The following is a 13,790-nucleotide window of genomic DNA, read 5'->3' as shown; positions in this document are numbered from 1 at the left end:
ATAATCGGGTTAGTAGGTTGTTTACTTCTTTACTGAATCAAATATTTTCCATCAATCCTGGAAAGGATGCTGGAGAAGGATGGTTTCATCACGCTCTGGGCCTGTAGAGACCATTGCAATCGGTTTACCAGCCACTGCTTCGATTCGGCGTAGGAAATTTTGGGCTTCCACGGGCAATTTTGCCCATTCACGAATACCAAAGGTAGTGCCCTTCCAGCCTGGAAAATCTTCATAAATCGGCTCACAGCGAGCAACCGATTCCGCGCCACGTGGCAGCACATCTAATTTCTTGCCGTCCAGGGTGTAGCCTACACACAAGCGAATAGTTTCCAAGCCATCGAGTACATCGAGCTTAGTAATGCATAAGCCAGTCAAGCCATTGATCTGAATCGAACGCTTGAGCGCAGCTGCATCTAACCAGCCAGTACGCCGTGGACGACCCGTAACAGAACCAAACTCTTTACCAACTTCTGCCAGGCGAACACCAATTGGATCTTGCCTTGCAGGATTGTCATGATCGTACAACTCACTTGGAAATGGGCCAGCACCAACGCGAGTGCAATAGGCTTTAGTAATACCCAAAATATATTGGAGTGAATCTGGACCAACACCAGATCCAGCAGCAGCATTACCTGCTACGCAGTTACTGGAAGTGACGTAAGGATAGGTACCGTGATCGATATCAAGCAAAGTACCTTGAGCACCTTCAAACAAGAGATTTTGGCCAGCTTGCTCAGCCGCATACAGCGCACTTGAAACGTCCACTACCATCGGCTTGAGGCGCTCTGCATAAGACATTGCCTCAGCAAGCGTCTTCTCGTAACTCACTGGCTCGGCTCCGTAGTAATTGGTGAGCATGAAATTGTGATATTCCAAGTTTTCATGCAATTGCGCAGCAAATTTTTCAGGGTAGAACAAATCTTGAACGCGTAAGGCACGACGTGCCACTTTATCTTCGTATGCCGGTCCGATGCCACGACCAGTTGTTCCGATCTTCGCCTCGCCACGCCTCTTCTCGCGAGCATGGTCAATCGCAACGTGATAAGGCAATATCAAGGTCGTCGCTTCAGAAATCTTTAGGCGGGATTGAACATCTAAGCCGGCAGACTCTAACTCGCCAATCTCCTTAAAAAGAGCTTCGGGTGACAAGACCACGCCATTACCAATGTAACAAATAACATCTTTATGCATGATTCCCGATGGAATCAAACGCAGAATCGTTTTCTTATCGCCAATAATGAGGGTATGTCCCGCGTTGTGACCACCCTGAAAGCGCACGACTGCTTGGGCATGATCGGTCAACCAATCTACTACCTTGCCTTTGCCCTCATCACCCCACTGGGTGCCAATGACTACGACGTTACGACCTTGAGTTTGCTGCTTTGAAGACATATTGAAATCCAAAAAGATAATGACAAAATAAGTTAACTAATCGCTTTGCTACTAATGCTTTACTTCTTCTTTACTTCCCAAGAATTGCCTTGTAAGACTAATTCTCGATCACATACATATTCAGCAGCCTCAACCACTTGACCAGCGGGCACTTGCACAACGACTTCGCCACGGCTCCGTAAATCCGCAATTGCTTTATCCAGCGCAGCATCTTGCGTCCACGGCGCAAGAATAGCCAGCTTACGTGTATTTGATGGTGACAAATTCGCTAGGGTCAGCAAATCCAAGGAGAAGCCCGTTGCAGGACGTGAACGCCCAAATGCCTGCCCTACCTGATCATAGCGGCCGCCCCGAGCAATCGGTTGCGCTAAGCCATCAACATAGGCAGCAAACATCACACCGCTGTGATACTGGTAGCCCCGCAAATCGGCCAGGTCAATACTGAGTTCTAAGCCGCAATTGGTGTTCACCGCACAAACCACGCGCTCTAAGTCTGCTAAGGCTTGATCAATTGCAGCGTGCTGAGGTAATACTTGCTTAGCCTTGGCTAACACTTGTGCACAAGGGCCATTTAATTCGGTCAAAGCAATCAGTGCTTGAGCCACTTTGGCTGGCAAACAGCTTGCCCACTGACGCAAGCGGGGACGATCTTTACTTTGCAGAAGACCATATAAAGCCTCGATCGTTTCTGTATTGAGTTTTTGCTCAGCCAAAACACCTGTCAAAATACCGGCATGCGAGAGGTCTAGATACACCTTTGTCAGGCCTGCGATCTCTAAAGTGTTGAACAACAAGGTGATAGCCTCAAAGTCGGCTTCCCAGTTCGCAGATCCGTAAATCTCGGCGCCCAATTGCAATTGTTCGCGTGAAGCACTGCCAACTGGAGTGCGTGCATGGGCAACAGAGCCCGCATAACAGAGACGAGTAACGCCGGCACGATTTAATAAGTGCGCATCAATTCGCGCTACCTGTGGCGTAATGTCCGCGCGTAAGCCTAAAGTACGACCCGATAATTGGTCGACCAATTTGAAGGTCTCTAAATTGAGATCTGAGCCAGTGCCAGTGAGAAGTGAATCCAAAAACTCCAAAATAGGAGGAGCAACTAGCTCATATCCATAGGATTGGTAAAGATCCAAGATGGCGCGACGCAATGTCTCCACCTTGCGAGCCTCGGCTGGCAAAACATCTGCAATATCTTCAGGAAGTAACCAACGATTCATGATGTAGATTAATCGCTTTCTTATTTTTTATGCAGGAACTTAAAGAACTCGCCATTAGGCTCTACCACCATGACATCCTTCTTATCTTTGAAAGAGTTACGGTAGGCCTCAAGGCTCTGATAGAACTGGGCAAACTGAGGATCGCGCCCAAATGCTTCAGCATATAAAGCAGTTGCCTTGGCATCCCCTGCCCCTTTAATTTTTTGAGCATCGCGATACGCTTCAGCCAAAATGGTATCGCGTTGACGCTCTGCATTGGCACGAATCTTGTCGGACTCCGCAGCGCCAGTGGAACGCAATTCATTTGCCACGCGTTTACGCTCGGCTTCCATACGGCGATAGACTGAATCACTAATCTCAGCCAGCAAATCCACTCGCTTCAGACGAACATCGACGATCTCTACGCCAATATCAGAAGCATCATCGGCAACCTTTTTGCGAATCCCTTGCATCACTTCTTCGCGCTGATCCGAGATTAACTCCCGCACTGTACGTTTTGTAAATTCTTCATTGAGTGCGGAACGAACCAATTGCGTCAAACGATCCTGCGCCAAACGCTCATCACCTTTAAAGCTGATAAAGAATTTACGGGGATCGACAATGCGCCACTTCACATAAGAATCCACCAGAAGATTCTTTTTTTCAGCAGTAATAAAGCGCTCAGCCTCAGGATTATCAATCGTCAAAATCCGGCGATCAAAAAAGCGAACACTTTCAAAAGGGCCTGGGTACTTCACCTGAATACCAGGGGTTTCAATGACTCGAACAATTTGCCCGAATGAAAATACCACGGCAAATTTGCGTTGATCCACCACAAAGATGCTCGAGGAAAGCACATAGATGAGTGCAATAAAGGCGATGCCCGCAGCAATTAAACGATTTGCATTCATTAGCGCGAATCCCGATCACGACTACGCAAACCATCGCGCTTGTCCACTATACGATCGCCATTACTAGCTGGCGCAGGAGCACTTACTGGGTTTGCTACTGGACTCGCTGAGGCTGGAGCGGTAGTACCTGTAGCACCAGTGGCGCCACCTACTGTCACCGAACCCGTTGGGGTTGTTGTACCGCCGGAATTGACTTGGGCACTTGCAGCCTGCGCGCTCTCTGCACTGACTTGCGCAACAATCTTATCTAAAGGCAAGTACAGCAAACTATTGCTCTTGGTGGTATCAACCAAGATCTTCGTGACGTTGTTATACATCTCACGCATCGTGTCGATATACATCCGATCCCGTGTTACGCCAGGCGCTTTGGAGTATTCCACCAGGATTTGTTTAAAGCGACCAGCATCGCCCTCAGCAGTAGCAACAACCCGCGCCTTGTAGCCTTCAGCCTCTTGAATCAAACGCGCAGCTGTGCCTTTGGCGCGCGGAATAATGTCATTCGCATATGCCTGACCTTCGCTCTTGAGGCGCTCCTGGTCCTGACCCGCCTTTACCGCATCATCAAATGCAGCCTGCACTTGCTCGGGGGGTTGTACATTTTGTACGGTTACGCTAGTGACATAGATACCGGTTTTATAGCTATCCAAAATCTTCTGAATCGAAGCAGCAAGATCAATGCCAATCTTTTCACGACCTTCATACAAGACGGTATCCATCTTGCTGCGAGCCACAATCTCTCGCACTGCAGTTTCTGCTGCTTGCACTACCGCCGCATCCGGATCGCGGTTGTTAAATAAATAATCGGTGGGATCTTTTAGGCGGTACTGCACTGCAAAGCGCACATCAATAATGTTTTCATCTTCGGTCAACATCGAAGAGTCTTTTTGATTGGTTGCCTTAATTAATACTGGGCGACCCACCTCAACTGAACGTACCCCAGAAACATTAACTGTCTCAGCCGATTGAATCGGCCAAGGCAAGTGCCAGTTGATACCCGGCTTAGCGGTGTAGTCATATTTACCGAAGGTCAGCACTACGCCTGCTTGACCTTCTTGAATAATGAAAAATCCGCTGCAGATCCAAATAAAGGCAACAATCGCAATCGCGGCTAATGGCCCGCTCTTGGAGCCAAAGGGATTGGTGAAATTGAAATTGGGTCCAGCAGAATTTCCGCCAATGCCACCACCATTACCGCCGCGTTGTGAAGGCGGAGGAATATCGCCACTATTGGGCTTATTGGGGGGAGTATTTGAATTAGGGTTTGCGCCGGGATTGAAACTACTACCAGGCTTTTTCTTACCGCCAAAAATTCCAGCAATACGATCATTGAAATCGCGCCACAATTCATCTAAATCTGGCGGCCCATCTGGCTTTGCTTGCTGACCGCCCGGCTTATTAACCTGCTCCGGATCCACCTTTGGCGCTTGCTCAGTTCCCTGCCCATCTTTGGCATCTTTCGAGCCATTGTTGTGGCTATTACCCCAACCTGGATCATTGACCGAAAACAGGCCTGTAAATTTACGCATCATTAGATAGATAGCTTCGCTTAGGGATCGGATTAAATTCGGATGATTCTGGTCGTTCGGGTAAAGGGGCTAAAAACTCGTCCGGGGCCATCTGGGTTTTGGCACGGTTTTGTTCAGCCCTCATTTTATCAGTCATTTGGGAGCATTCGGCCAAGGTTGCCCTCAGTAAATCAAGGCCTAAGCCCGTTTGGGCGGACAGGAAAATCTGGCTTGGATAGCCCTGATTATCCCGCTCCAAAACAGCCCCGCGGGTGAAGGTTTGGGGCATTAAATCAATCTTATTCATGACCTCGATGCGGGGGATGTCATCTGCCCCGATTTCCTCCAAAACCGCCTCTACCTCAGCCTTTTGCTCTCTGGCGACTGGGCTACAGGCATCAATGACATGCAAAATCAGGTCTGCATGTATAGTTTCGTCTAAGGTAGCCCGAAAAGCCTCCACCAGCTGGTGCGGCAATTCCCGGATAAATCCAACGGTATCAGAGACCACAATCGACCCCACCCCCTCCAAATGGACTTTTCTTGAGGTGGTATCGAGGGTGGCAAAGAGTTGGTCGGCTGCATAGGTGCCAGCCTTAGTTAAGGCATTAAATAAGGTGGATTTGCCCGCGTTGGTGTAACCCACCAATGAAACTGAGAACACATCCTTCCGGTTGCGCGCCCTTCTTTGGGTGCGCTGCTGACGCTGCAGTTTTTCTAATTCATTTTCCAGGCGCTTGGCTTTTGTTGCCAACATCCGGCGATCGAGCTCCATTTGAGTTTCACCCGGGCCACCACGCACACCAATACCTCCGCGCTGACGCTCCAGGTGACTCCATGCCCGTACCAAACGTGACATGCGGTAACGCACTTGCGCCAACTCCACTTGCGTCTTACCAATATGACTTTGGGCTCTTTGACTAAAAATATCCAAAATTAAGCCCGTGCGATCCATCACATGGCGGCCAATATGACGCTCTAAATTACGCTGCTGTGTAGGCGATAAGGGATGATTAAAGATCGCGAGCTCAGCATCATGCTCTTCCATGACGCGCTTGAGTTCATTGGCTTTGCCAGACCCAATGAATAGCGCTGGATCAGTTCTACCCTTACGTGCAATAACGCTAGCAGCAGGTATGGATCCAGCACTATCAGCCAGGAGGCTGAGTTCAGCCATGCTGTCTGCAAAATCTTCGCGTCCTGTATCTACACCAACAAGGACTGCGCGCGCCGCATCTACTCCGGTTTTATACAGAGTTGCCTTCTTCTACGCGGAAGTCAATCGCACGAGCGGGAACGATCGTAGAGATTGCATGTTTGTAGACCATTTGCGTCACGGTATTACGCAAGAGGACAACGTATTGATCAAAGGATTCAATATTGCCCTGCAACTTAATACCATTGACGAGATAGATTGAAACGGGAATGTGTTCCTTGCGCAATGCGTTCAGAAATGGATCCTGAAGTAATTGGATTTTATTGTTGTTCATACTGCTCCTTATTTATCTTTTATATGCTTTTTTTTGGGAGTCTTGCTTTTTTAATTCATCTCTTACTAATCAATCATCACTGCAAATTACACACTGCAAATTACATCTACTACTGAACTAGGTATATTGGGCCGATTTGCAAAAAAATCAAGCCCTCCCCGCTCCAAGAGCAAAAGCTTATCGCAAAATTACCGTTTCTTACCCTTTTTGCCCTTATCAGCATCCACATAGGGGTTTTTGGCGGTATTCATCTGAATCCGCAATGGGGTACCGCGCAACTTAAAGACATCCCTAAAACGGCCTTCTAGATAGCGCTTATAACTATCAGTCACACCACTCAATGAAGTGCCATGAATCACCACGATCGGCGGATTCATGCCCCCTTGGTGTGCATAACGTAATTTTGGACGGCCCATACCAACCCGTTTAGGCTGTTGATGCTCTACTGCTTCTTGCAAGATGCGGGTTAAGCGTGGCGTAGGCAACTTCGCCATCGCCGCCGCATAGGCTGCATCCACATCTTTAAAGAGCTCTTTGAGGCCAGTACCTTTTTTTGCAGAGATCGGATGGACGTTTGCAAAGTCCAAGAAACGCAACTTTTGAGCAATTTCTAAACGCGCACGCTCTTTCACGTAAGCATCAATTCCATCCCATTTATTCACAGCAACGACTAATGCACGGCCTGCTTCAACAATAAAGCCAGCGATATGGGCATCTTGCTCAGAAATATCTTGTTGCGCATCGAGCATCAAAATAACCACATTGCAATCAGCGATCGCTTGCAGGGTTTTGACAACTGAAAACTTCTCAATCGCTTCAAATACTTTTCCACGGCGGCGCAAGCCCGCAGTATCCACCAAAACATAAGGCTTGCCATTGCGCTCAAAAGGCACTTCAATCGCATCTCGAGTGGTTCCAGGCATATCAAAAGCAATAACGCGCTCTTCACCAATCAATTTATTGATGAGGGTCGATTTGCCAACGTTTGGACGGCCTACCACTGCAATCTTCATCGGGCGATTTGGATCGTTGGCTAATTCATCTTCATCGGGTTCGGCAATGCCGAGTGAATCTAGCGCATCATCAATGAGACCACGCACACCATCGCCATGTGCTGATGAAATCGGGAATGGCTCGCCTAATCCAAGTTCGTGGAAGTCAGCAGTGACTACACCGGCTTGCATGCCTTCGGTTTTATTAACCGCCAAGATCACTGGACGACCAGTCTTGTGCAAGAAATCGGCAATGACGCGGTCTTGCGGCGCCATACCGAGGCGGCCATCGACCAAGAAAATCACAATGTCCGATTCCGCTACGGCTTGTTTGGTTTGCTTAGCCATCTCAGCCACAATGCCGGTTTTAGCCACGGGCTCAAAACCACCGGTATCCACGCAAATAAATGCGCGCTCACCAATGCGGCCTTTACCGTAGTGTCGATCTCTAGTTAAACCAGAAAAGTCAGCCACTAAAGCATCACGGGAACGCGTTAAGCGATTAAAGAGCGTGGACTTCCCAACATTGGGACGACCGACAATAGTGATGACTGGGTTCATTTTGGACTGTACGCCGCTAATTTTCCACCTTGAGATTGAATCAAGATGAGGCCACCTACCGCAATCGGGGCAGCTGTGATTGGACTACTGTCATGACGCATACGAGCAATCAGCTCACCATTCGCCTGCGAAAATGCATGCACATAACCTTGTGCATCACCCATGAGCACTACTCTGCCGACAGCAAGTGGCTCACCAACATCCCGGAAGGTTAGCTGTGTATTTTCCCAAACCTGAGTGCCATCTTTAGTCGCAAAAGCAGTGACATACGATTTTTCATTCGCCGAGAAAACGAGATCTGAGCTTTGGGCTGTGCCGGTATAGCTCGAGTAATCTTTAAACCACAATAAGTTACCGTTACGCGCTTGACCACAACCAATGCGACCTTGATAAGACACTGCGCACAGAATGTCGGCTTCCATGCTGGGTTTTGCAGTGACATCGTTTAAGCGCTCAATCTCAGAAAAGCCTTTTGGAAAGGACACAGGGGTTTCCCAAATCAAGCCGCCATTCGCAATAGCAATCATCCCAAAGCGACCGCCTGCAAAACCCGTCACGATGACTTCATTGTTGATTGGCAGCATGCCATAACCAACCCGTAGGGATAAAGCTGACTGCTGACGTTGGTACATCCACTTACGCACACCAGTTTGAGCATCCAAACCAATAAAGCGATTATCTAGCGTACGCACTACGACGATGCCACCTGCCACTACCGGCTCACTCAAAACTTCACTACCGACATTGACATTCCAAAGCGGTTTACCAGAATCATCATAAGCATAGACAGCGCCTTTAGTGGTCACCACTGCAGTAGTACGACCATCGGATCCAGGGCCTACTGTCAGCCGCTCAGGCACAGAAGCTTCCCAAACCTTGTTACCGGTTTGTAAATCCACCTTGACGAGATTGCCACGATGAGACGCAGCATAGACTGCATCACCAGCGACGACTGGATGAAAGTTAAAGGTTTCAGATGAGCCGATACTCGTTGACCAAATAGGCTGCAAATCAAATTGATTTTTTACCTCTACTAACTCAGCAGGTTTACGCACCCGCGCGTTACCAGAACAAGCAAGCAAAGCTGCGGCAAGGGTGCCCACCACCAAGGCGGCACCAATACGCTTTACGACGGGCTTGATCAAAACCATCACTGAGCAACTCCTCCAACGGCATCTAATTTGACCTTCAAGAGGCGACGCGCCTCTTCAGGAAACTCTTTTGCCTGATCTAATTTTTTCCAAGCCTCTTGATAACTGGCTTTTGCTTCTGCATTTTTCTTCTGAGCTAAATACCAATCTCCACGACGCTCAAGCCATAAAGCTTCAAAGCCAGCAACTGGCTTATCTTTCAGAATTTGATCGGCTTCCGCAAAATCTTTCTCAGTACCCTGCTCAATCAATTGAGAAACCAGGCGCATCTTTGCCAAAGCGAGATAACCATCATTGGAGGCATTCTTAGCAGCCCAACGCAAATAATCTAAGGCCTTAGCACTATCACCTGCATCAGCAGAAATTCTGGCGGCAATCAAACTTGACATGGGCGCATAGGGCGTGCGACCGAAATCCTTTTGCAAATCGTCAGCTGCACGCAAGGTTTGCTCTTTGTCACCTTTAGCAATAGCGCTTACCATCGTTTCGTATAACTTAGACGCCTCTAGTGCTTGGCTATTACGCCACCACTGATACCCACTGTAGGCGGCATAGGCAAATAAAGCAGCTGTAGCAACGCCAGTAATGAGGTTGCGATACTTTTGCCAAAACGCTTTGAATTGGTCTAACTGTTCTTGTTCTTCGAGGTCTAAAGGCATGTCATTCCAAGCTAATTTATCAATAATCTATCTGTGAATAAGCCATTCTATTCGGATGCGCCTACCAGGGCTTCAATTGCCGCCTCTAGTACTCCATCTAAAGACACGGACTTTTGCTCGCCGGTACCACGTAAGTCCTTCAGCGCAGCCTCATTTTTAGCCAATTCATCTGGCCCAATAATGACTGCAAAGGCCGCCCCACTGGCATCAGCCTTCTTCATCTGCGACTTAAAGCTGGCAGATTGCCCATCTGGAGGGCAAAAGAGAATGGTATCGATACCAGCACTACGAAGACGCTCAGCAATGATCATGGCAGCAGTTAAGGTCTCGCCACCTTGGTGTAATACAAAAATATCGCATTGGGCTTGCGCTTCTGGCAAAGAGCCTGAGACTTTCATCAGCTCCAGAACCCGCTCCATGCCCATCGCCCAACCACAAGCTGGGGCCGCTTTACCCCCCATACGCTCGATCAGTGGATCGTAACGACCACCGCCCGCAATCGTGCCTTGTGCGCCAAGCTCATCAGTCACCCACTCAAATACGGTGAGGTTGTAGTAATCCAAGCCACGCACTAAGCGCGGGTTAATCTTGCAAGGAATATTGTTTGCCTTGAGTAAGGCTTGTACTGCATTGAAATGCGCCAGCGATTCTTCACCCAAGAAATCTAAGAGCTTAGGCGCACCTTCGATCAATGCCTGCATCTCCGGATTCTTGGAATCCAGAATACGCAATGGATTGCTCAGCAGGCGTCGTTGAGAGTCTTCATCTAACTGTGATTTGTTTTTCTCAAAGTAAGTCACTAAAGCGGCGCGATGTTGAGCGCGCTCTGGAGCTTGACCCAGCGAGTTTATTTCGAGACGCACACCCTTGAGACCCAACTCATCCCATAGGCGTTGACCCATGAGAATGATCTCGGCATCGATATCAGGACCGGCAAAACCCAGTGCCTCAATACCAAACTGGTGGAACTGACGATAGCGTCCACGCTGTGGACGCTCATGACGAAACATGGGCCCGGTATACCAAAGCCGCTTGGGGCCTTCATACAATAAATTATTTTCAATGATGGAGCGTACGAGTGCTGCCGTACCCTCTGGGCGCAAAGTCAACTGCTCACCATTGAGGCGATCCTCAAAGGAATACATTTCTTTTTCAACAATATCCGTTACTTCACCAATGCCGCGTTGAAATACCGCTGTTGCCTCTACGATGGGCGTTCTTAAAAACTCATAGCCATAAGCGCGCGTTAAATCTCGCAGTACATGCTCGAGATGCGCCCATTGCGCTGCATCTGCCGGCAATAAATCATTCATGCCGCGCACGCCATTAATTTTTTGTGCTTTTTGAGCTTTTGCGGTGTTGTTTTGATCGGTCATCTTTATTGTTCTTCTAATAAAACTTATTCAGACTTAGTGGCATAGTGCTGTTTGACATAGTCGTCTACGATGACCTGAAACTCTTGGGCAATATTGTCACCACGCAGTGTCTTCACTTTAATGCCATCCACAAATACCGGTGCCGTTGGTGTTTCACCCGTTCCCGGCAATGAAATACCAATATTGGCATGCTTACTCTCGCCAGGACCATTCACAATGCAGCCCATCACAGCCACGTTCATATTCTCAACACCTGGATGGGTTTTCTTCCAAATCGGCATTTGCTGACGTAAGTACGATTGAATATTGGCAGCCAACTCCTGGAAGGTCGTACTAGTTGTTCTGCCACAGCCGGGACAGGCAATCACCATAGGAGTGAAGTTACGCAATCCCATGGTCTGCAAAATTTCTTGGGCAACAATCACTTCATTTTCACGCGGAGCACCGGGATCTGGCGTTAATGAAACACGAATCGTGTCGCCAATACCCTCTTGCAACAAAATACCCATGGCCGCTGTAGAAGAGACAATTCCTTTGCTACCCATGCCTGCTTCGGTTAAACCTAAATGCAAGGGATAGTCAGAACGACGCGAAAGATCGCGATATACCGCAACCAAGTCTTGCACATTGCTGACTTTGCAAGAAAGCAGAATTTGATCAGGATTCATTCCCAACTCAACCGCTTTTTCTGCAGACTGTAGTGCTGACTGAATTAAAGCCTCAATCATCACCTCTTGCGCTGTCTTAGGCACCGCCAATGCAGCATTGCTATCCATGATGGATGCCAGTAGATCTTGATCTAAGCTGCCCCAATTGACTCCAATGCGAATAGGCTTGTCATATTTGCAAGCTGCCTCAATCATCTGCGCAAACTGAGGATCTCGCTTCGCGCCCTTACCGACATTGCCAGGATTGATGCGGTACTTCGATAGAGCCTTCGCGCAATCGGGGTAATCATTTAATAAAGTGTGGCCGTTGTAATGGAAGTCGCCAATCAAGGGCACCAAAACATCCATCTTGTCTAACTGCTCACGAATATAAGGAACTGCTGCTGCAGCCTCTGGTGTGTTGACGGTAATACGCACCATCTCTGAACCCGCACGCGCTAATTCTTTCACCTGTATTGCGGTACCCACTGCATCAGCCGTATCGGTATTGGTCATGGACTGCACACGTACCGGAGCATCACCACCGACAGTGATGATGTTTGACTGCCAAACAACCTTAGCTTGGCGAGTAGCGCGCTTCGGCGCTGGGCCTAAAGGTAGCTTTGGGAGGGGTGACTGATTAGAGCTCATAGGGATCTAATTAATTTAACTTTTTAAGCCACTCAACGGGGCGCTCATTTTGCTTTACTTCAAAATCGTCATCAGACTGAACTTCTTCAATCTCAATCTCTGCTTTGTGCACAGCACGCTCACGCACACGTGTGCGGTCAACCACATCACCCGCCAATTGGCCACAGGCAGCAGCAATATCATCACCGCGGGTCTTGCGAACTGTAGCTACCATGCCAGCGTCAAGCAAGATACTGGCAAAAGCATGCACTCTCTGAGCAGGTGACCGCTTCAGGCCAGACTCCGGGAATGGATTAAAGGGAATGAGATTAATTTTGCACTTAATGTTCTTGAGTAAGCGCACCAATTCTTTCGCCTGAATATCAGAATCATTTACACCGTCGAGCATGCAGTACTCAAAGGTTAAAAAATCCCTTGGCGCAAATGGTAGATAACGCTCGCACGCATCTAGCAATTCATGGAGGGGATACTTTTGATTGAGTGGCACTAACTGATCACGCAATGCATCGTTGGGCGCATGTAATGACACCGCCAAAGCAACTGGGCAATCTTGCGCCAAGCGATCAATCATCGGCACCACGCCTGAAGTAGAGACGGTGACACGGCGACGCGATAAACCATAAGCGCGATCGTCGAGCATCAGTCGTAATGCGGATACCACATTGTCATAGTTGAGTAATGGCTCACCCATGCCCATCATCACCACATTAGAAATCACACGCCCAGTGTGTTCCCAGCCGGGTGTGGGAAATTTTTCAATTCTGCGCACGGCCTCTGGATCATTGCGCAAGAGATGTTCAGCAAACCACAATTGGCCGATGATTTCACCGGAAGTGAGGTTACGCGAAAAGCCTTGATGCCCGGTAGAGCAAAAACGGCAATTGACTGCGCAACCAGCCTGAGACGAGATGCACAAGGTACCGCGATCATCTTCTGGAATAAATACAGACTCCACTGCATTACCAGCGCCTACGTCTAAGAGCCACTTGCGTGTGCCGTCAGCAGCATGTTCGTCTTTAATGACTGGGAGAGAGAGGACTTGAGCCTTATCGAGCAACGTTGCTCTAAAGCTTTTCGCCAAGTCACTCATGTCGTTGATGTCCGATACACCGCGTTGGTGTATCCACTGCATGAGTTGTTTTGCCCTGAAGGGCTTTTCATTCAACCCCGCGACATACGCCGCCATTTGGTCAGCGTCAAAATCTAAGAGATTTACGCGCGGGGAGGTCAATGCGCCTACTTATCAATAAATAGGT

At 48.6% G+C, this 13,790-nt stretch carries 12 protein-coding genes; all 12 read right to left on the bottom strand.

The window, feature by feature from the left end; all coding sequences use genetic code 11:
- Positions 1-51: 51 nt before the first annotated feature.
- The 12 genes from ICN24_RS04865 to rlmN all read right to left on the bottom strand — a co-directional run bounded on the left by ICN24_RS04865 (position 52) and on the right by rlmN (position 13,765).
- Positions 52-1,392, bottom strand: coding sequence for an adenylosuccinate synthase (locus tag ICN24_RS04865; protein ID WP_216221751.1), 1,341 nt, complete (start codon positions 1,390-1,392; stop codon positions 52-54).
- Positions 1,393-1,451: 59 nt separating this feature from the next.
- A complete protein-coding gene (locus ICN24_RS04860) occupies positions 1,452-2,612 on the bottom strand; it encodes an ATP phosphoribosyltransferase regulatory subunit (RefSeq protein ID WP_216221750.1) in 1,161 nt (386 codons plus the stop codon).
- 20 nt (positions 2,613-2,632) lie between these two features.
- Positions 2,633-3,502: a protease modulator HflC gene (gene hflC / locus ICN24_RS04855; protein WP_216221749.1), complete on the bottom strand. Its 870-nt coding sequence runs from the start codon at positions 3,500-3,502 to the stop codon at positions 2,633-2,635.
- Positions 3,502-5,031 (bottom strand): FtsH protease activity modulator HflK, encoded by a 1,530-nt coding sequence (gene hflK / locus ICN24_RS04850; RefSeq protein ID WP_216221748.1) that lies wholly within the window; start codon positions 5,029-5,031, stop codon positions 3,502-3,504. Before hflK ends, hflC begins: the two co-directional genes overlap by 1 nt.
- Positions 5,021-6,262: a GTPase HflX gene (gene hflX, locus ICN24_RS04845; protein ID WP_255532592.1), complete on the bottom strand. Its 1,242-nt coding sequence runs from the start codon at positions 6,260-6,262 to the stop codon at positions 5,021-5,023. The genes hflK and hflX overlap by 11 nt, the downstream gene beginning before the upstream one ends.
- Complete coding sequence (gene hfq, locus ICN24_RS04840) at positions 6,255-6,497, bottom strand: RNA chaperone Hfq (protein WP_114638413.1); 243 nt, start codon at positions 6,495-6,497, stop codon at positions 6,255-6,257. The genes hflX and hfq overlap by 8 nt, the downstream gene beginning before the upstream one ends.
- A 188-nt stretch (positions 6,498-6,685) precedes the next feature.
- Positions 6,686-8,050 (bottom strand): ribosome biogenesis GTPase Der, encoded by a 1,365-nt coding sequence (der, locus tag ICN24_RS04835; RefSeq protein WP_216221746.1) that lies wholly within the window; start codon positions 8,048-8,050, stop codon positions 6,686-6,688.
- Positions 8,047-9,201 (bottom strand): outer membrane protein assembly factor BamB, encoded by a 1,155-nt coding sequence (bamB, locus tag ICN24_RS04830; protein WP_216859913.1) that lies wholly within the window; start codon positions 9,199-9,201, stop codon positions 8,047-8,049. The genes der and bamB overlap by 4 nt, the downstream gene beginning before the upstream one ends.
- Positions 9,201-9,860 (bottom strand): tetratricopeptide repeat protein, encoded by a 660-nt coding sequence (locus ICN24_RS04825; protein ID WP_216221742.1) that lies wholly within the window; start codon positions 9,858-9,860, stop codon positions 9,201-9,203. The genes bamB and ICN24_RS04825 overlap by 1 nt, the downstream gene beginning before the upstream one ends.
- A gap of 47 nt (positions 9,861-9,907) precedes the next feature.
- Positions 9,908-11,236, bottom strand: a complete 1,329-nt coding sequence (gene hisS, locus ICN24_RS04820) for a histidine--tRNA ligase (RefSeq protein WP_216221741.1) — start codon at positions 11,234-11,236, stop codon at positions 9,908-9,910.
- Positions 11,237-11,259: 23 nt separating this feature from the next.
- On the bottom strand, positions 11,260-12,534 hold the full coding sequence (gene ispG / locus ICN24_RS04815; protein ID WP_216221739.1) for a flavodoxin-dependent (E)-4-hydroxy-3-methylbut-2-enyl-diphosphate synthase: 1,275 nt from the start codon (positions 12,532-12,534) through the stop codon (positions 11,260-11,262).
- Between the two features lie 10 nt (positions 12,535-12,544).
- Positions 12,545-13,765 (bottom strand): 23S rRNA (adenine(2503)-C(2))-methyltransferase RlmN, encoded by a 1,221-nt coding sequence (rlmN, locus tag ICN24_RS04810; protein WP_216221737.1) that lies wholly within the window; start codon positions 13,763-13,765, stop codon positions 12,545-12,547.
- Between the last annotated feature and the right edge of the window lie 25 nt (positions 13,766-13,790).

The sequence above is a fragment of the Polynucleobacter sp. UK-Kesae-W10 genome (genome assembly GCF_018881575.1).
GTDB lineage: Bacteria > Pseudomonadota > Gammaproteobacteria > Burkholderiales > Burkholderiaceae > Polynucleobacter.
Note: the sequence above shows the minus strand (reverse complement) of the source record. Positions and strands in the feature narration are given on the sequence as shown.